This is a genomic window from Nocardia sp. Marseille-Q1738, assembly GCF_965283145.1.
This window is the reverse complement of record NZ_CBDIMS010000001.1, coordinates 628,416-647,392: the sequence shown is the minus strand read 5'-3', so window position 1 is coordinate 647,392 and position 18,977 is coordinate 628,416. Positions and strand designations below refer to the sequence as shown.

Here is an 18,977-nt window from a genome sequence, read left to right as displayed (position 1 = left end):
ACTCAGAGCCGGTCGATCTCGGTGAGATCGATGTCGATATCGAACGGCACGGTCAGCCGCAAGCGGTCGTGGTGAATTCCGGTGAGCGCGTATGCCTTCGTCGCCGGGTCCAGTTCATAGACGTAGACCACCGGGCGGCCGTCTACGTTCTCGACCCGCCAGAAGTGAGCGATGCCTGCGCGGGCGTACAGCTGCGGTTTGCGCTCCCGGTCACGGGTACGCGATTCGCCGGAGACCACTTCGACCGCCAATACGACGTCATCAGCCTGGTACGTAGTCAGCTCGGGGCCGCCGTCTCCTTCGGCATGGATCACGACGAGGTCCGGCTCCGGACGCTGATCCCGCCCGAGCGTCACGGTCATTTCCCGCCGCACCCGTAGATGCGCTGGAGCGAGCCGACGAAGCATGAAGCCGAGCAGGTCGATGACCAGCATGTGAAACTTGGCCTGCGGGCTCACGAAGACGAGACTCCCGTCGATCAACTCGGTGTGCGGGGGAAGGTCGGGCAGGCGATCGAGATCCTCGGCGACGAACCCGCCCGGCGGCGGACGCAGCCACTGCGGAAACGGCTCGACGGTCATGCTCCGAGTATGTCACCCACGTGGGGCCTGCCGCAGGGGCCACGGGTCCGGATGGAGCCGATTTCGGGGATGGGGCAGAGTGGGCGTGTGCAGTTGATCCTTGTTCGCCACGCTCAACCGGTCCGGATATCGAACTCCGCTGGTCCAGCGGATCCGGAGTTGGCACCGGTGGGCCTGGAGCAGGCCGAGCGGGTGCCCGGGGCGCTCGGGCATCATCGGATCTCCCGGGTGGTCAGCAGTCCGCAGCGCAGGGCGCGGGAAACGGCGGCGCCGACCGCCGCGAAACTCGGTGTCGACGTGGAGATCGTCGACGACCTCGCCGAATACGATCGCGATCTGCCCGCATATATTCCGATCGAAGACGCCAAGGTCGAATTCCGGGACGCGTACGAGCGGATCAAGGCCGGGGATTTCCCGTTGCAGGTCGATGGCGATGCCTTCAAGGCCAGAGTGCGCGCCGCCGTCGCCGGCATTGTCGCCGCCGCCGAACCAGAAGACACCGTCATCGTGTTCGCACACGGCGGGGTGATCAATGTGACGCTGCAAGAGATCCTCGGACTGGAACGGCCGCTGACGTTCCCCATCGATTACTGCTCCATCACCCGGATCCTGTTCTCTCGCAGCGGGCGCCGCACAGCGGCGACGGTCAACGAGAACGGGCACGTGTGGGATCTCTTGCCGCGCAACATCGCTGCGCGAAGCTGAGCATTCACAGCCGATTGCCAGGACCATCGCACCGGTGTCCCAGCGACGGAACCTTCGATGGGACCGGTGAGCCACTCGCACAGTGGCTCACGGTTCGAGAGAAAGGAATTCCGTGTCGTTCTCCAAAACCGCTACACCGCTACGGCGTCTCGCCCGGGTGACCGTGGCAGGCGCGCTGATCGCCGTCCCGCTCGCCGCCCTGGCCGCGACCGCATCCGCCGAAACGCCGGCTGCGCCGCCCGAAGGGGCCCACGTCCGAGTTGTGGACGGACCAGAGCAGGGTGCCGATATCAATCGGCCCCGTCACTTCGAAAGGTACGAAAGGCACGACGGCCCGTGCCCCGGGCCGGGTGACCACCCGTGGCGCGATGGCCCACCGCCGCGGCAGTTCTACTTCCAGCAGCCCTTGCCGCCCACCGGTTCGAGCTAGCCCCGCTGCCGCCCAGAAATACCGAAGGCCCACCTCCGATTCCGGAGGTGGGCCTTGTGGTTTCGGCGATGGCTCAGGCCATGCCCGCGATCCAGTTGCGCATCCAGGAGATGGCGGTCTGGCCGCCGCCCACCTGGTAGCTGCCGTACACCGTGTGCGCCTGCGACTTGTAGAAGCGCTCGAGATCCTTGGCTCGCTGCTGGTTGGCCGAGTCGGTCAGCTGTGCCTGCAGCGTCGGGACACCGCCGAACGCCATCAGGTCACCGAGGATGTTGCCCGCTTCGATCTGGTAGCGCCACATGTTGGCGGGGTTGGCGTCCGACGCCTGGGCGAGGAATCCGGCGAACCGCGTGACGAAGTCATCGGTCGCGGTCGCGCAGTAGAGGTCGTCGACGGCGCAGATGGTGCGCGTGCGGTCGCTGACCCAGCCGAAGCCGCCGACCCGGGGGCCACCCGCGCCCGCGCCAGGAGCGATCGGACCGACCTGGACGTCGGTGGGCGAACGGCGCGGATCGGAGATCAGGCCGACGCCGGCGATACGATCAGGCGACACCGCACCGAGCCCGGTGCCGATCTCGGCGGCGAGGTCACCGGCGGCGTCCGCACCCTGGCTGTAGCCGACGAGCGCGATCTTGGTCGCGCCGCAACGCTGCGCCATGCCCGCGATCAGGCCCCGCGCGCTGTCGACCGCCTCTTTCTTCGAGTTGCCGTAAACTTCACCCTCCCAAGGGAAGGCGGTGGCCGCATAGGTCACGTAGTCGACCTCCGCGGAGGACGGCAGACCTCGGGTGACGCCGGACAGCATGCCGGGCTGCGGCGTCTTGTCGCGTCCGGTCTCCCAGGTACCCGGAATCGCCACCACGTACAGGCTCGGGCAGCCGGGGGCGGCGCTCGCCGACCCCCCGCCGAAAACCAAGCCGGACATCACTGTCGCGGACGCGCCCAGAGCCGCGACGACCTTCTTCCACTGCATACCGCTCCAAACCCTTGCCCTCGTCGAACTTCCCGCCGAGTTGCCGCGTCAATGCTGTACTCATCGGATGTCGTTCCAGTGCACGCTAGGTGAACACACGTCACCCAACCGGTTCGATCTGCACTTTCCAACGACAACTCAAGATCAGCGACACGCCGAAGATCACAATAAGGGCACAACCGCCGCAATGCCATTCGAAACCCATAGTGTGTCGGATTTCCGACACTCAGCGATGCGGTGAGCGGTCGCGCATCGGAACTCAGCGATGGAGTGAGCGGTCGCGCATGGCACTGACGGACGCGCCGAAAGGTATGCGAGCCGAAGGCCTATCGAGCGCGAAAGGCGCCTGTGGACGAGTTGTCCACAGGCGCCTTCGTTTCCGCTCCGGTAAGAGAGGGGTCTAGCGCTGAGCCACCATGGTGGGGGTGACCGGCGCCGGGAGGGCGGTCTCGCCTTCCAGGTACCGGTCGACACCGGCGGCCGCGGCGCGGCCTTCGGCGATGGCCCAGACGATGAGCGACTGGCCACGGCCCATGTCACCCGCGACGAAGACACCGGGAACGTTGGTCGCCCAGTTCTTGTCGCGCTGCACGTTGCCGCGCTGGTCGTAGCCGACGCCGAGATCGGTGAGCAGGCCCGGCTTCTCCGGACCGACGAAGCCCATGGCCAGCAGCACCAGGTCGGCCTCGAGCGTGAAGTCGGTGCCCTCGACCTTCTCGAAGCGGCCGTTGACCATCTTGACCTCGTGCGCCTCCAGGCCGGTCACCTTGCCGTCCGCGCCGACGAAGCGCTCGGTGTTGACCGAGAACACCCGCTCGCCGCCCTCCTCGTGCGCCGAGGAAACCCGGTACATCAGCGGGTAGGTCGGCCACGGAGTCGAGGCGGCCCGCTCCTCCGGCGGACGCGGCATGATCTCGAACTGGTGCACGCTGGCCGCGCCCTGCCGGTGCGAGGTGCCCAGGCAGTCGGCGCCGGTGTCGCCACCGCCGATGATGACGACCTTCTTGTCCTTCGCGTGGATGGGCGGCAGGCCGTCGGCGTCGGTGACGTCGTCGCCGAGTTGCACCCGGTTGGCCCACGGCAGGAACTCCATCGCCTGATGGATGCCGTCCAGATCGCGACCGGGGATCGGCAGGTCACGAGCCACGGTGGCGCCACCGGCGAGCACGATCGCGTCGAACCGCTCGCGCAACTGCTCTGCGGTGATGTCGACGCCCACGTTCACACCGGTCTTGAAGATGGTGCCCTCGGCCTCCATCTGCGCGAGACGGCGGTCGATGAAGCGCTTCTCCATCTTGAATTCCGGGATGCCGTAGCGCAGCAGACCGCCGATGCGGTCGGCCCGCTCGAACACCGTCACGGTGTGCCCGGCGCGGGTCAGCTGCTGCGCCGCGGCCAGGCCGGCCGGGCCGGAACCGACGACGGCGACCTTCTTGCCGGTGAGGCGGGTCGGGTAGACCGGGGTCACCCAGCCCTCGTCGAAGGCGTTCTCGATGATCTCGACCTCGACCTGCTTGATCGTGACCGGATCCTGGTTGATGCCGAGCACGCAGGACGCCTCGCACGGCGCGGGGCACAACCGCCCGGTGAACTCCGGGAAGTTGTTGGTCGCGTGCAGCCGGTCGATGCCTTCCCGCCAGCGATCCTTGTAGACCAGGTCGTTCCACTCGGGAATCAGATTCCCCAGCGGGCAGCCGTTGTGGCAGAACGGGATACCGCAGTCCATGCACCGGCTGGCCTGGGTGCGCAGGGTCTGGTGGGAGAAGTTCTCCTGGTAGACCTCTTTCCAGTCCATCAGGCGCAGCGGCACCGGCCTGCGCTTCGGCAGTTCCCGAGAGGTGTGCTTCAGAAAACCCTGGGGGTCAGCCACGAGCGGCCTCCATAATCGCCTCGTCCACGTCCTTGCCGCTCTTCTCAGCCTCGGAGATGGCGAGCAAAACTTTCTTGTACTCCCGCGGCATGACCTTGACGAAGTGGTTCACCTGCTGCGACCAATCGCTCAGGATGCGATCGGCCACCGGGGAACCCGTCTGGTCACGGTGCTGGGTGATGATGTCGTGCAGCCAGGTGAAGTCGTCACCGGCCAACTGCTCGACGGCGTCGGCCTGCTCGGGGTTGAGCCTGGACGCGAACGTGCCGTTCGGGTCGAAGACGAACGCCACGCCGCCGGACATACCGGCGCCGAAGTTACGACCGGTCTCACCGAGGATGACCACACGACCACCGGTCATGTACTCGCAGCCGTGGTCGCCCACGCCCTCGACCACCGCGGTGGCGCCGGAGTTGCGCACGGCGAACCGCTCGCCGACCACACCGCTGAGGAACACCTGGCCACTGGTCGCGCCGAACAGGATCACGTTGCCCGCGATGATGTTCTGCTCCGCGACGAACTCGCCGGGCGCGTTCAGCGACGGGCGCACCACGAGGCGGCCGCCGGAAAGGCCCTTGCCGACATAGTCGTTCGCGTCACCCTGCACGCGCAGCGTGATGCCCGCGGGCACGAAGGCGCCGAAGCTGTTGCCCGCCGACCCGGTGAAGGTGATGTCGATGGTGTCGTCGGGCAGGCCGGCGCCGCCGTAGAGCTTGGTCACCTCGTGGCCGAGCATGGTGCCGACGGTGCGGTTCACGTTCGTGATCTTGGTCTCGAACTTCACCGCCTGACCCCGCTCCAGCGCGTCCCGGCTCTGCGTGATCAGCTGCTGGTCCAGCGCCTTGTCCAAGCCGTGGTCCTGGGGCTTGGTGCAGCGGCGGTCCTGGTACATGAACGCCGTCTCGACGTCGTCGAGGATCGGCGACAGGTCCAGCTTGCTGGCCTTCCAGTGCTGCTTGGCCCGCGAGGTGTCGAGCATGTCGACCCGTCCGATGGCCTCGTCCAGCGTGCGGAAGCCCAGCTGCGCCAGCAGTTCCCTGACCTCTTCGGCGATGAACAGGAAGAAGTTCTCGACGAATTCCGGCTTGCCGGTGAAGCGTTCGCGCAGCACCGGGTTCTGCGTCGCGACGCCGACCGGGCAGGTGTCCAGATGGCAGACGCGCATCATGATGCAGCCCGAGACCACCAGCGGCGCGGTGGCGAAGCCGTACTCCTCGGCGCCGAGCAGCGCGGCGATCATCACGTCGCGGCCGGTCTTCATCTGGCCGTCGACCTGCACCACGATGCGGTCGCGCAGGCCGTTGAGCAGCAACGTCTGCTGGGTCTCGGCCAGGCCGAGCTCCCAGGGACCGCCCGCGTGCTTGAGCGAGGTCAGCGGCGAAGCGCCGGTGCCGCCATCGTGACCGGAGATCAGCACGACGTCCGAGTGCGCCTTGGAGACGCCGGCGGCGACGGTGCCGACGCCCGGCTCGGCGACCAGCTTCACGTGAATGCGCGCCTGCGGGTTCGCGTTCTTCAGGTCGTGGATCAGCTGCGCCAGATCCTCGATCGAGTAGATGTCGTGGTGCGGCGGCGGCGAGATCAGACCGACGCCAGGCGTCGAGTGCCGCACCTCGGCGACCCACGGGTACACCTTGTGCGCAGGCAGCTGGCCGCCCTCACCCGGCTTCGCGCCCTGCGCCATCTTGATCTGGATGTCGGTGCAGTTGGTCAGGTAGTGCGCGGTCACGCCGAAGCGGCCGGAGGCCACCTGCTTGATCGCGCTGCGCCGCCAGTCGCCGTTCTCCTCCGGCTCGAAGCGCGACGGCGACTCGCCGCCCTCACCCGAGTTCGACCGTCCACCGAGGCGGTTCATCGCGATCGCCAGGGTCTCGTGTGCCTCCGCCGAAATGGAGCCGTAGCTCATCGCGCCGGTGGAGAACCGCTTCACGATCTCCGACGCGGGCTCGACCTCCTCGATCGGGATCGGGCTGCGCGCGTCGTTCTTGAACTTGAACAGGCCGCGCAGCGACGCGAGCCGCTCGGACTGGTCGTCGACCAGCTTGGTGTACTCCTTGAAGATCGAGTACTGGCCGGAGCGGGTGGCGTGCTGCAGCTTGAACACGGTGTCCGGGTTGAACAGGTGGAATTCGCCCTCGCGCCGCCACTGGTACTCACCGCCGACCTCGAGCTCACGGTGCGCGCGCTCGTTGCGGTTCTCCAGGAACGCGATCCGGTGCCGCTGGGCGACCTCGTCGGCGATCTCGTCCAGGCCGATGCCGTCCAGGTGCGAGCGCAGGCCGGTGAAGTACTCGTCCACCAGTTCCTGCGACAGACCGATCACCTGGAAGAGCTGGGCGCCGTTGTAGGACGCCAGGGTGGAGATGCCCATCTTGGACATCACCTTCAGCACGCCCTTGCCCGCCGCCTTGTTGTAGTTCGCGACCGCCTTGCGGTAGTCGGCGGCCAGGTCGCCGGTGCTGCCCGGCAGCTCCAGCGCGCCGCGCTCGAGCATGTCCTCGATGGTCTCGAAGGCCATGTACGGGTTGATCGCGGCGGCGCCGAAGCCGACCAGCATGGCCATGTGATGCACTTCGCGGGCGTCACCGGCCTCCACGACCAAGCCGACCATGGTGCGGGTGCGTTCGCGCACCAGGTGGTGGTGCACCGAGGAGGTCAGCAGCAGCGACGGGATCGGCGCCAGCTTCTCGTTGGACTCGCGGTCGGACAGCACGATGATCCGCGCTCCGCCGTCGATGGCGGCCGACACCTGGGTGTTGATCGCCTCGAGCGCCTTGCGCAGGCCCTTGCCGCCCTCCTGCACCGGGTACAGGCCGCGCACGACCACCGACCGCAGCTCGGGGTGCGAGCCGTCGTCGTTGATGTGTACGAGCTTGGCAAGCTCGTCGTTGTCCAGGATCGGCTGCTCGAGCGCGATCTGATTGCACGACTCCGGTCCCGGGTGCAGCAGGTCCGCCTCCGGGCCGATGTTGCGCTTGAGGCTGGTCACCACCTCTTCCCGGATCGCGTCCAGTGGCGGGTTGGTGACCTGCGCGAACAGTTGGGAGAAGTAGTCGAACAGCAGACGCGGACGGCTGGAAAGCACCGCGATCGGGGTGTCGGTGCCCATCGAGCCCAGCGCTTCGAGGCCGGTCCTGGCCATCGGCGAGATCAGCAGGCTGAGCTCCTCGGTGGTGTATCCGAAGATCTGCTGGCGGATCAGCACGCGGTCGTGCGGCATGTGCACGTGCGGGCGGTCGGGCAGGTCGGCGAGGCGGGACACGCCATTGTCGAGCCACTCCTGGTACGGATGCTCGGCGGCGAGCCGGGACTTGACCTCCTCGTCGCCGACGATGCGGCCCTGGGCGGTGTCGACCAGGAACATGCGGCCCGGCTGCAGGCGCGCCTTCTTGACCACCTTGGACGGGTCTATGTCGAGCACGCCTACCTCGGAGGCCATCACGACCAGGCCGTCGTCGGTCACCCAGATGCGGCTGGGGCGCAGGCCGTTGCGGTCCAGCACGGCGCCGATGACGGTGCCGTCGGTGAAGCACACCGACGCCGGGCCGTCCCACGGCTCCATCAGCATCGAGTGGTACTCGTAGAAGGCCCGCCGCTGCGGGTCCATGTTCTCGTTGCGTTCCCAGGCCTCGGGAATCATCATCAGCACGGCGTGGGGCAAGCTGCGGCCGCCGAGGTGCAGCAGTTCCAGCACCTCGTCGAACCGGGCGGTGTCGCTTGCTCCCGGGGTACAGACGGGGAAGATCTTCTCCAGCCGGTTCTTGCCCGCGGAGTCGGTGCCGAAGACGTCGCTGCGCAGCAGCGCCTCACGGGCGCGCATCCAGTTCTCGTTGCCGGTGACGGTGTTGATCTCACCGTTGTGCGCGACGCGGCGGAACGGGTGCGCCAGCGGCCAGGACGGGAAGGTGTTGGTGGAGAAGCGGGAGTGCACGATGCCCAGCGCGCTCTCCACCCGGGAGTCCTGCAGGTCCAGGTAGAACGCGCGCAGCTGCGGCGTGGTGAACATGCCCTTGTAGACGAAAGTCTGCCCGGAAAGGCTCGGGAAGTAGACCGACTCTCTGCCGACCGCGCCCTCACCCGCACCGGCCGACCCGAGTTCGTGCTCGACTCGCTTGCGCACCACGTACGCGCGACGCTCCAGATCCATACCCGACAGCGGATCGGAAGCGTTCTTCGGCGAGGCGATGAAGATCTGCCGGAAGGTCGGCATGGCGTCGCGCGCCAGTGCGCCCAGCGACGACTCGTCGATCGGCACCGCACGCCAGCCGAGGACCTCGAGGCCCTCTTCCTTGACGATCTTCTCCACGCCGTAGGCGGCGCGCGCGGCTTCGCGGCGGGCCTGCGGCAGGAAGGCGATACCGGTGGCGTAGGAGCCCTCCGGCGGCAACTCGAAGTCCACGATGGCGCGGAAGAAGCGGTCGGGAACCTGGATCAGGATGCCCGCGCCGTCACCACTGTTGGGCTCGGCGCCGGCGGCACCACGGTGCTCCAGGTTCAACAGAGCCGTAATAGCCTTGTCGACGATGTCGCGGCTGCGGCGGCCGTGCATGTCGACGACGAATGCGACGCCGCAGGCGTCGTGCTCGTTCGCCGGGTCGTACAGACCGATGGGTCCAGGTGACCTGTGGCCAGGAAGTTGCGTCATGCCTCTGCCTTCAAGAAAGTCGGCCTTCGAAGAAAAACGGCCTTTCGTCGAACGCCTCCGTACAAGACTGCGCCCGTACGTTCCGAAGCCAGCCGCGCTGATGGTCTTCGGCGTGCAGTCAGGTCTGCAGTTGTTTCCACCCGCTTCTGTGACGTAGTGGGTGCCCTTCGGTAACGGATCCCTAACAAGATCCTTACCTCCGAGCGGGGTCTCGCCCGCTACGCTGAGCACCGGCTAGGGCTGCCCGAGCGGGCGATTGCCGAACATTCTGTGTTCGGCGTAAGAGCAAACGATAAGTCAGGTCCAGGGCCCAACCAACTTAGGTTGCGCTAATAACCGGGTTTAGCTGGGCTTCTTCATTCGGTCCTCCACGTGTGCGCGTCGTCCAGTGTAAAGCAGCGAGTACGGTGCAATCGATCCCCGTGGCACTGGGTGCCAGCTGGGAAGAACCGGTGCGCACAACCGGCCCGAAACCACCACGCAACACCGGGAAACCGCCCTCACCTGCGTCGAAGAAGGTTTCCCCGCATAGGGCCGGACAAAACCAAGCGGCGGTGGCTAACTCGGCGATCGAGCCGCTGAGATATTTCCGACACCGGCGTGACAAGCCGCGAATGTGATCCGACCGTCCGGACTCTTTTGCCCCCTGTGGGCTTCGGCACATTTTCAGCAAATTTCGAGAAGTGTTGTTGAACACATCTTCCGAGGCGGCCGCATGAAGGGCAGCCGGGCCACGTCCGTCCATCGCCCCGGCCGGGCCGAACCGAGCCAGAGGCAGCCGCAGAACGGGCGCAACCGGACCAAGTCCGCGCCTAGCCACGCCGGGCCGAGACAGGCAAAGGCAGCCGTATGAAGGGGACAGGACGAAGGCCGCACCAGGCCGAGGGAAGGCGGAAGCAGCGGCAGAACAGGCGCAGCCGGACGAAGTCCATCATCCGCCCGCGCCCGGCTCGAGCGGAGACAGAGGCAACCGCAGAAGGGCGCAGCCGGACGAAGTCCGCCCTTAGCCCACGCCGGGCCAAGCGAAGGCAGAGGCAACCGCAGAAGGGCGCAGCCGGACGAAGTCCGCCCTTAGCCCACGCCGGGCCGAGCGGAAGAGAGGCAGCCGCCTAGGCCGGGCAGAGCGCGATCGCGGCACGTACCAGCGCGGCCTGGTGCAAGGCATCGATCCGGCCGGTGACGAACACGCGGAAGACGCTGCGCGCCAATCGTTCCGTGCAATCCGGCGCGGTCAGCTCGGCTCGGCGAGCGGCTAGCTGGTCGAGGATTTCGCCGTTCACCCGATCGATGACCGGGCGCACGGACGCGAGGCCGGCGGGGTCGTTCGGCGCCGCGGCCGGGTCGAAGCGCCACCGGAGCATCAGCCCGCGCTGCACCGTCTTGTTCGCCTCGATCTGACCGAAGAACACCTGCCGCACCCAGTTCTCCGGCAGGTCACGGCCGTTGCCGAGGCGGGCCATCGCGTCGTACACCTCGGCCTCACGAACGGGATCGTCGATGGTCGGCTCGATGCCGCGCTCACCGGCCGCCGCCCACTTCGCCGCGGCCACCGCGTCGGCGGTGTCCAGCCGCTCGACGACCAGCGCGACCAACCGGTCCAGTGATCCGTCGGCCGGGGACGCGCCCGCGCTAGCCGGCCACATGAGCAGCGCCGCCGCGAATATCGTCACCACGACTGTGCGCATGCAGGAACCTCCTTGGATCGCTCACGACTGCGCCTCGCCGGCGCTCGGCTCCATCGTGCGCGATTGCGCGCCGTGCCCTCGGTTCACTTGCTGACGCTCGCTCACGACTCCGCCTCACCGACGCTCGGCTCCATCGTGCGCGATTGCGCGCCGTGGCTTCGGTTCACCCGCTGACGCTCGCTCACAAGGAAACGAATCACCGCGCCAGGGTAGGCGTATTTACGCACCACATTCCGGACAACGCTCGATGAGGTGTGAGCCTGCACACATCCAGCGGCCCCTGCTCGCTGAGTCGGCCGAGGGCCTGTCACGCTGTCACAACGAATCCGTGACAGTTTCGTCGCGCCCGCGAAAGCGCCTGGGACGTAGAGGATGTGCCTTCCCATGACCGTCACCGGCTTGTTCACCTGGCTCGGCGGGGGCCGGACCAGCGAAATCACCGATCGCCACGAGCGCGCCGGTTACGCCGTCACCGGCGCCGTCGTGCTGTTGTTCGCGACGATCTCGGGCGCGGTCACCGGCTTGGCCGCGGCATCGACCGACACGTGGCCGCTGTGGGCGACGCTGGCTGCGGCGCTCGTGGTCGCCGCGCTGACCGGCGCGGTCGCGCGAGCGGTGGCGACGGCGCGGCCGAGCGGAGGGCCGGATCGGCTCGGGCTGATCGTGCGCGTCGCGGTCGCCGTGCTGGCGGGCGGATTGATCGCCGAACTGGCCGCGGTCGTGCTCTTCGGCGCGTCCGTGGACCGGGTGCTGGATGACCGGGCGCAGCGGTCGGTCGATTCGGCCGCGCAGGTGGTCGCGGCGCAGAGCGAACTGGACCGGGCGAAGGCCGACCGGGCCGCGCTCGACCAGGCGATCACCAAAGCGCAGACGGATATCGACCGTGCGTTGGTGATCGCCCGCTGCGAGTACAACCCCACCCCCGAGTGCCCGCAGACCAGGATCACCGGCGTACCCGGCCGCGGGCCGGAGGCACAGACGGCCAACGACATGCTCGACGACGCCCGCAAGCAGCTGGCCGCGGCGCAGGGACGGGTCGACGCGGCCGACCGCCGGATCGCCGACGACCAGAACGCCCTTTCCGCCGCACGGACCGCTGCCTTCGACGGCGCCGATCGCGGGCTCGGCGCGCGCTGGCAGGCGATGAACGACTACACGGTGCGCGAGGCGTTGCCGCTGCGCATTCTCACCATCGTGGCGTTCGTCGCGCTCGCCTTGCTCCCGCTGCTGCTGCGCTGGTGGCGCGGAGAAACATCGTTCGACCGGCACAACGCCGCACGTGCCGTATACGACCGCGCGGAGCGCGAAGCCGACACGGCCATCGCGGTCAAGCAGGCCGAAGTACGCGCCGAGGCCGAAACCCTCCGCGCCGAACAGCAGCTCACCGCCGCCCGCCTCGCCGTCGAGGCGGATACGGCAATCGACCGGGAGCGGCAGCGCACCCGCATCATCGCGGCCATCGGCGGCATCGAGATCGGTATCACCGAGCCGCCGCGCCGCCCAGAACTTCCCGCCGCCGCGGCGGACGATCGAAAGGACAGCGCCATGCCGCACGAGGTGACGCCGAACCTACCCGCCCCGTGACCGCGAGCCGCCCGCGCCGCCGTCACACCCCCCCCGCCGCTCCCCAGAGCGGCGGTCTCGAGCTGCCGCTGATCGGCACGGTGCCGTTCACCGACACCGCGGCACGCTTCATCCGGCCGCTGGTTCCGTCCTTCGTCGCCAACGCGATCGATACCGCGACGCATCCCCTGCGCACCGCGCGGCAGGCGTTCGAGGAGGTCGAGGAGATCACCTTCACCCTGCGCCGCACCCGCAAGGTGACGATCGACGGCCAGACCTCGCACCCGCAGAGCGTCGCCGCTCCGGTCGGCTACCAGCTCCAGCCCGGCTCCCCCGAGGTCGCACACGCCCAGCACATCGCCTCCACGGTCGTCGACGCCGACTATTCCGCACCCCACACACCGCGCTACTCCCTTCCCCCGACCGGCGCCGCAGGCTATGGCCTGCCCACCGGTGCGAGCCGAGAAGAACTCCCCGGCCACCACCACGCCGAACTCCCCGAGTCCAACCGCCGCGAACTCCCGCCCGGCCGATGATCCGCAGCGGCACCGAGAGGCGGTAGTCCCCGCAAAGCTGCGTGACTCCGCGCCGGAGCAGCGGAATCGGTGACAGCCGCAAGGCAATACCGACCGGCGTGACTCCCAACGGTCGCAAGGTCGAATCCGCGGCGAGGGCCGTCGACAGATCGGGCCGAGATGGTTGGACGCTGCTGCCCCCGGCCCGGCATGCCCGCTACGGACATCTGCGCCTCGGCGATAGGCACCACGTGGCATCGGTGACCGGACACCGGTTCACCGGCTGAGGCCGCGGCAGTGGTGGTCCGCCGCTGCTCGGTCGACAGCGCACCCGTAGCACGGTCACGTCCGCCCTCCACGCCCGCCCCTAGGTCTTCCGGCCATCGACCCGACTCGTTACCGGCACGTGGTGCAGCGCCTCCTCCAGCGCTGACGGTTAGACTCGGCCCGTGCTGCCAGCCGCCGAACCGGCCGGCGCCGTCGGGGCGGGAACAGATCCGGTACCGGGGTCTCCTGGAACGACGGTGCCGATCCGACCGCTGAGTTTCCGCGAACTGCTCGATCTGCCGTTCGCCCTGATCCAGGCGAACATTCGCGCCCTGGCCGGGTTGAGCCTGGCGGGCTTGTTCGCCGCCGAGGCGGTCGTCGTCGCGGTGACCGCGGGTGTCTCGGAGCTGACCGACGGCTCCGACGCGGGCACCGCTTGGGCGGCGATTCTGTCGACCGCGGCCTGCGCGTGGGTGCTGCGGTTCGCGTTACGCGGGACGACCGTGGCGCTCGGACTCGCGACGGTCGGCGGCGCACCGATCGGCTTGCGCACCGCGCTGGGCCGGTGCGCTGCGATATTCGGGCCGCTGCTGGTGTTCCAGCTGTTGTTCACCTCGGTGGGTGTGGGTGTGATCGCTCTCAGCAGCCCGTTGATCGTGACGCTTCCGCTGGCATTGCTCTGGCTCGGCTGGCTTCGCGCGCGCCGTTGGATCACGGTTGCGGTGCTGTTCGTCGAGCGGACCTCGCACCGCGACGGCGTCGCGCGCGCGAAACTGCTTGCCGAGGGCGCCGAGTGGCAGACGACCGGACTGTGGATTGCCCAGCGCGCTCTGTTCGGGTTGCTCGCGGTGCCGCTCCTGGCGATCCCGCTGTTCATCACGGATTTCTCCGGCACCCATCGATGGCCGGTGATCATCCTGACCACCGCCGCCGTGCTGCTGGTGACGGTGTTCGGCGAGGTGGTCGAGGCATCGTCGCGGGTGGTGTGCTACGTCGACCGCCGTTGCCGCAGGGAGGGATTGGACATCCGCATCCCCGTTCGGGAGACACGATGAACGATCCCCAGCCGCCGCAGAGCGCCCCGGAGCTGCGCGGTCCCGCGGAAGTCACTCTGGCCGAGGGCGTCCCCGCGACGAACGAACCTGCGCCCGGCACCCCTCGCCTCGGCTCCGCCGCCGACCATCGAGCTGCCGCCGAATCGGCCGCGCAGCGCCGGGATTTCGACAACGCCCTGCGGGAACGCTTCCGTGCCGTGCTGCGCGGCCTGGAACAACATGGCCTGCTGGAAGTCCGGCGCTCGCGCACTGCGCGGGAAACCGCCGACGACGTGACGACCGCCCTGCCGCTGGAGGCCGCCACCGAGCTACAGCCCGCCGCACACAGTTTCGACGAGGTCGTCTACGGCGGACGCCGCGCCAGCGAAGACGAATACCGCAGACTCGAATACGCCGACCGGTTCTCCGCCGCCGCGCCGCCGCCCGCACCGGAACCCACCGAGATCGAGGCGAAGGAGCGGGCACCGCGCACCAGGCGCCAACTTCCTCCACTGCCGAAGCTATTGCGCAGCCCGAGATTCTGGGCCGCACTGGTCGCGACAGCCGTAGTGTTGCTGCTGGTCTACGGCGCACTGCAATCCTGCGGCGCACCGACCGCGCCGCCGCCGAAACCACCCCCGGACCTGCCCGACGTCCCACCGCCGGATGATTCCTATGACCCGCCGGGCTTCGGAGCGGGCGACGACCCGATCTGGGATCGACTGCCCGCACCGGTCTTCTACGGCGGAGTGCAGTTTCTGATCGCCGCCGCGCTGGTGGTGTGGTGGCGCGCGCGGCGGCGGGGCGCTCTGGTGCGCGAACCGCGTCCGGTCGAAGTGGCGGCGAACGAATTGCTGGCCGGCCAGGCCGTGCTGTATCGGCGCTCGAAGGATAACGACCACGTCGCCGGGAAACTGCGAGCGGCGACCTTGCGCCGCATTCGCACACCGCTCGGCGTCACCGCCGACACTCCGCCGGAGCGAATCGTCAGCGCTATCGCCGCGCGCATCCGAGCCGACCCGGCACACGTCGCGGCCGCACTGTTCGGCCCGGTACCCGACCCCGGCACCCTGCAGGTAGTGGCCGCTCAGCTCGAATGGATCGAATCGGAGATCGGATGAGGAAGCGTCGTCCAACCCTTGTCCGGCCGACGGCGTGCGGAAGCGCCCGCGAACCACAGGAGGTCGAATGACCAGCATCGATACCACCCCTACGGCCGAGGAAGCGCTCGCCGCGTTCCACGCGCTGCGCGCGGAGATCGGCAAGGCGGTGGTCGGCAACGACAACGCGGTCATGTACCTGGCGCTCGCGCTGCTGTGCCGCGGCCACGTGCTGCTCGAGGGCGTGCCCGGCGTGGCGAAGACGCTGCTGGTGCGGGCGTTGGCCACAGCGCTGGATCTGGACCACGCACGGGTGCAGTTCACCCCGGACCTGATGCCAGGCGACGTGACCGGTTCGCAGATCTACGACCCACACTCGGCGGAATTCACCTTCCGGCACGGCCCGGTGTTCACCAATCTGCTGCTCGCCGACGAGATCAACCGCACTCCGCCGAAAACCCAGTCCGCGCTGCTGGAATCAATGGAGGAGCGGCAGGTCTCGGTGGACGGGAAGCCGCAGCCGCTGCCCGATCCCTTCGTCGTGGTCGCCACGCAGAATCCGATCGAGCAGGAGGGCACCTACCCGCTGCCGGAAGCGCAGCTGGACCGGTTCCTGTTCAAGGTGGACATTCACCTGCCCGGGCGCGATGACGAATTCCGCATCCTGCAACGCCACGCGGCCGGATTCGATCCGCGCGATCTGACCGCCGCGGGATTGCGTCCCGTGGCAGGTCCCGCGCACATCGCCGCCGCTCGCGCCGCGATCACAAAGATGACGGTCAGCCCGGAGGTGCTCGCATACACCGTCGACGTGTGCCGGGCGACCCGCACCTCTCCCGCCGTGCAGCACGGTGCCTCCACCCGAGGCGCGACCGCGCTGATGGCGGCTTCCCGCGCGTTCGCCTGGCTCAACGGCCGCGGCTTCGTCACACCGGACGACGTGAAGGCCGTCGCGGTCGCCGTGCTGCGGCACCGCCTGCACCTGCGCCCGGAGGCGGAGCTGGACGGGGTGACCACCGAGAGCGTGATGTCGTCGCTGCTGCTGTCGGTTCCGGTTCCGGTGTAGCGCATGGTCGTCACCGGTCGGCTGGCCGCCGCGGCAGGAGTGTCGGCCCTGTTCGTCACCCTGGTCGTGCCGTCCCTGCTGGGGGTCGTCGTGCTGACCTGCGCGCTGGCCGCGGCCCTGCTCATCGATCTCGCCGCGGTGGGCCGAGCGCGGGATCTGACGCTGTCCCGGCAAGCGCTGACCACCGTGCGACTCGGACGCTCCACCGAGGTCGAGCTCGTCGCGGTGAACACCGGGCCCCGGGTACTGCGCGGCATGGTGTGGGACGACTGGCCCGACAGCGCACGCGCCGTAAACCGGGCGCACCCGCTGGATCTCGCGCCCGCCACCAAGGTCCGGTTCCGCACCACTCTCACACCGACCCACCGCGGTGATCGCGTCGCGGGACCGGTCACCGTGCGGCTGCTCGGCCCGCTCGGGTTGGCCGGCAGGCAGACCAGACACAGCGTGCCCGCCCGGATACGCGCGCTGCCCGCGTTTCGCGCCGAACGGCTGCTGCGGTCGAAAGTCAAACGGCTGCAACATCTCGAAGGCCGCAATGTGGCCAACCTGCGCGGGCAGGGCACCGAATTCGATTCCTTCCGCGAGTACGTCGCGGGCGACGACGTGCGCGCCATCGACTGGCGCGCCACCGCCCGCGCCACCGACGTCCTGGTCCGCACCTGGCGCCCGGAACGCAACCGGCACATGCTGATGCTGCTGGACGCCGGCCGGATCAGCGCGGGCCGGGTCGGCGAGGGCACCCGCCTGGACGCGAGCATCGAGGCGGCCCTGCTGCTCGGCGGGCTGGCGGCCGCCGCGGGCGACTCGGTGGACCTGCTCGCCTTCGACCGGAAACCGCGCGCCGAAGTCCGCGGCGCCGGCGGAAAAGGATTGCAGCTCAAGCTGATGCACGCGATGGCGGGAATCACCCCTGCCCTGGTCGACACCGACAGCTCCGGCCTGGTGCGGGCGGCCGTGCAGCGCGCCCGCCGACGTAGCCTGGTCGTCTGGTTCACCAGCCTCGACGGGGCGGCCGTCGAGGAGAACCTGCTTCCCGTACTGCCCGTCCTCGCGCAGCGCCACCGAGTGCTCATCGTCTCGGTCACCGACCCCGACGTCGCCGCGGCCGCGGCCCGCCGCGACAACGTGGCCGATCTCTACGCCGCGGCCGCCGCCGAATCGGTGCTGGCCGAACGCGCTCTCGTCCAGGAATCCCTGCGCCGCACCGGGATCGCGGTCGTCGCCGCGCCTCCGGAACGACTGCCCGAGGCGCTGGCGGACGAATACCTGGAACTCAAGCAGTCCGGTGCCCTCTAGCCGTTTCGCGTGGGTGACGGTGCGGGCAAATGGCATCCCGGTGCGAGGGCGTAGGAGGATCATGGGCCCATGTCCTCAGATCTCGCCGCCTTCGTCCGCGGACTGCCCAAAGCGGAGCTGCATCTGCATCTGGAAGGGACGCTCGAGCCGGAACTGAAATTCCGTCTCGCTCAGCGCAACGGCATCGAGCTGCCGGAGAAGTCCGTCGACGAAGTCAAGCAAACCTACGGGTTCCATGACCTGACCTCGTTCCTGCGGGTCTACTACCCGGCCATGCGGGTGCTGCAGCGGCCGCAGGACTTCCACGACCTCGCCTTCGACTATCTGACCAGGGCGCATGCGCAAGGTGTCCGCCATGTCGAGATGTTCTTCGATCCGCAGGCCCACACCGGGCGCGGTGTTGCGTTCCCCGCCGTGATCAGTGGGTACCGCTCGGCGATCGCACGCGCACGGCGGGTGCTCGGGATCTCGGCCGAGCTGATCCTGTGCTTCCTTCGCGACTATTCCGCGGAGTATGCGATGGCGACGCTGCTCGAAGCACTGCCGTACAAGAACTGGATCATCGGGGTCGGGTTGGACTCCGACGAGCGCGATAATCCGCCGAACAAGTTCGCCGCCGTCTTCCAGCGCGCCCGCGCGGAAGGATTCCTGCTGACCATGCACTGCGACATCGACCAGCAGAACTCCATCGAGCACATCCGCCAAGCACTGGAGGACATCGAAGTCGACCGCCTCGACCACGGCACGAACATTGTCGAGGACGACCGTCTGATCGAGCTGGCCAAAGGCAAGGGCATCGCGCTCACATGCTGCCCGGTGTCGAACTCCTTCGTCACCGCGCAGATGAAATCCGACGAGATCGTCGGCCTGCTCGACCGCGGCCTGACGGTGACCGTCAACAGCGACGACCCCGCGTACTTCGGCGCGTACGCGGCCGACAACTACCTCGCGCTAGCCGAGCAGGCAGACCTCGAGATCGATCAGCTGGCGGAATTGGCCAGGAACTCGTTCCGCGCGTCCTGGATCACGCCCGCACGCCAGGACCAGTTTCTGCGTGAGATCGACGCTTACGTCGCGGCCAACGTCTAGGGACGTGCCACTGGACGTCGTCCGTCGCAACCCCGCGCGAGCGAACGAAGGCGCCTACCCAGCAGCATAAGGGCCGAGCGAAAGCAGAGGCAGCCGCAAAAACGACGCTGCCGGACAGAGTCCGTCCTCGAGCCGCGCCGGGCCGAGCGAAAGCA

14 protein-coding genes are annotated in these 18,977 nt (G+C 68.4%); 9 read left to right on the top strand and 5 right to left on the bottom strand.

Going from position 1 to position 18,977, the window contains the following annotated elements; all coding sequences use genetic code 11:
- Positions 1–2: 2 nt before the first annotated feature.
- The gene (locus ACWPXK_RS02865; RefSeq protein ID WP_454194437.1) at positions 3–581 is read right to left on the bottom strand and encodes a Uma2 family endonuclease; all 579 of its coding nucleotides are present in this window, start codon (positions 579–581) and stop codon (positions 3–5) included.
- Between the two features lie 87 nt (positions 582–668).
- Between ACWPXK_RS02865 and ACWPXK_RS02860 the strand changes: the two genes are divergently transcribed.
- The gene (locus ACWPXK_RS02860; RefSeq protein WP_454194436.1) at positions 669–1,286 is read left to right on the top strand and encodes a histidine phosphatase family protein; all 618 of its coding nucleotides are present in this window, start codon (positions 669–671) and stop codon (positions 1,284–1,286) included.
- A gap of 503 nt (positions 1,287–1,789) precedes the next feature.
- Here ACWPXK_RS02860 and ACWPXK_RS02855 read toward each other — a convergent pair.
- The 4 genes from ACWPXK_RS02855 to ACWPXK_RS02840 form a co-directional block, all read right to left on the bottom strand.
- Positions 1,790–2,689 (bottom strand): cutinase family protein, encoded by a 900-nt coding sequence (locus tag ACWPXK_RS02855; protein WP_454194435.1) that lies wholly within the window; start codon positions 2,687–2,689, stop codon positions 1,790–1,792.
- Between the two features lie 400 nt (positions 2,690–3,089).
- Positions 3,090–4,559 (bottom strand): glutamate synthase subunit beta, encoded by a 1,470-nt coding sequence (locus ACWPXK_RS02850; RefSeq protein ID WP_454194434.1) that lies wholly within the window; start codon positions 4,557–4,559, stop codon positions 3,090–3,092.
- Positions 4,552–9,204 (bottom strand): glutamate synthase large subunit, encoded by a 4,653-nt coding sequence (gene gltB, locus ACWPXK_RS02845; RefSeq protein WP_454194433.1) that lies wholly within the window; start codon positions 9,202–9,204, stop codon positions 4,552–4,554. Before gltB ends, ACWPXK_RS02850 begins: the two co-directional genes overlap by 8 nt.
- A 1,109-nt stretch (positions 9,205–10,313) precedes the next feature.
- Positions 10,314–10,889, bottom strand: coding sequence for a chorismate mutase (locus ACWPXK_RS02840; RefSeq protein ID WP_454194432.1), 576 nt, complete (start codon positions 10,887–10,889; stop codon positions 10,314–10,316).
- A gap of 384 nt (positions 10,890–11,273) precedes the next feature.
- On the opposite strand from ACWPXK_RS02840, the gene ACWPXK_RS02835 reads away from it, so the two are divergent.
- The 8 genes from ACWPXK_RS02835 to add all read left to right on the top strand — a co-directional run bounded on the left by ACWPXK_RS02835 (position 11,274) and on the right by add (position 18,822).
- Complete coding sequence (locus ACWPXK_RS02835) at positions 11,274–12,473, top strand: DUF4407 domain-containing protein (protein ID WP_454194431.1); 1,200 nt, start codon at positions 11,274–11,276, stop codon at positions 12,471–12,473.
- Positions 12,470–12,988 (top strand): hypothetical protein, encoded by a 519-nt coding sequence (locus ACWPXK_RS02830; RefSeq protein ID WP_454194430.1) that lies wholly within the window; start codon positions 12,470–12,472, stop codon positions 12,986–12,988. The genes ACWPXK_RS02835 and ACWPXK_RS02830 overlap by 4 nt, the downstream gene beginning before the upstream one ends.
- Positions 12,989–13,086: 98 nt before the next feature.
- The gene (locus tag ACWPXK_RS02825; protein ID WP_454194429.1) at positions 13,087–13,254 is read left to right on the top strand and encodes a hypothetical protein; all 168 of its coding nucleotides are present in this window, start codon (positions 13,087–13,089) and stop codon (positions 13,252–13,254) included.
- Between the two features lie 162 nt (positions 13,255–13,416).
- Positions 13,417–14,289, top strand: a complete 873-nt coding sequence (locus ACWPXK_RS02820) for a hypothetical protein (protein ID WP_454194428.1) — start codon at positions 13,417–13,419, stop codon at positions 14,287–14,289.
- On the top strand, positions 14,286–15,389 hold the full coding sequence (locus ACWPXK_RS02815) for a DUF4129 domain-containing protein (protein WP_454194427.1): 1,104 nt from the start codon (positions 14,286–14,288) through the stop codon (positions 15,387–15,389). Before ACWPXK_RS02820 ends, ACWPXK_RS02815 begins: the two co-directional genes overlap by 4 nt.
- Before the next feature lie 67 nt (positions 15,390–15,456).
- Positions 15,457–16,434 (top strand): AAA family ATPase, encoded by a 978-nt coding sequence (locus tag ACWPXK_RS02810; RefSeq protein WP_454194426.1) that lies wholly within the window; start codon positions 15,457–15,459, stop codon positions 16,432–16,434.
- Between the two features lie 3 nt (positions 16,435–16,437).
- The gene (locus ACWPXK_RS02805) at positions 16,438–17,733 is read left to right on the top strand and encodes a DUF58 domain-containing protein (protein WP_454194425.1); all 1,296 of its coding nucleotides are present in this window, start codon (positions 16,438–16,440) and stop codon (positions 17,731–17,733) included.
- Between the two features lie 69 nt (positions 17,734–17,802).
- A complete protein-coding gene (gene add, locus ACWPXK_RS02800; protein WP_454194424.1) occupies positions 17,803–18,822 on the top strand; it encodes an adenosine deaminase in 1,020 nt (339 codons plus the stop codon).
- The last annotated feature ends 155 nt before the right edge of the window (positions 18,823–18,977 follow it).

Bases quoted from the DNA above. Each gene is read 5' to 3' on its own strand.
- ACWPXK_RS02835 (WP_454194431.1), top strand. From the start codon at position 11,274: ATGACCGTCACCGGCTTGTTCACCTGGCTCGGCGGGGGCCGGACCAGC.
- ACWPXK_RS02805 (WP_454194425.1), top strand. From the start codon at position 16,438: ATGGTCGTCACCGGTCGGCTGGCCGCCGCGGCAGGAGTGTCGGCCCTG.
- ACWPXK_RS02840 (WP_454194432.1), bottom strand. From the start codon at position 10,889: ATGCGCACAGTCGTGGTGACGATATTCGCGGCGGCGCTGCTCATGTGG.
- gltB (WP_454194433.1), bottom strand. From the start codon at position 9,204: ATGACGCAACTTCCTGGCCACAGGTCACCTGGACCCATCGGTCTGTAC.
- ACWPXK_RS02855 (WP_454194435.1), bottom strand. From the start codon at position 2,689: ATGCAGTGGAAGAAGGTCGTCGCGGCTCTGGGCGCGTCCGCGACAGTG.
- ACWPXK_RS02815 (WP_454194427.1), top strand. From the start codon at position 14,286: ATGAACGATCCCCAGCCGCCGCAGAGCGCCCCGGAGCTGCGCGGTCCC.
- add (WP_454194424.1), top strand. From the start codon at position 17,803: ATGTCCTCAGATCTCGCCGCCTTCGTCCGCGGACTGCCCAAAGCGGAG.
- ACWPXK_RS02810 (WP_454194426.1), top strand. From the start codon at position 15,457: ATGACCAGCATCGATACCACCCCTACGGCCGAGGAAGCGCTCGCCGCG.
- ACWPXK_RS02865 (WP_454194437.1), bottom strand. From the start codon at position 581: ATGACCGTCGAGCCGTTTCCGCAGTGGCTGCGTCCGCCGCCGGGCGGG.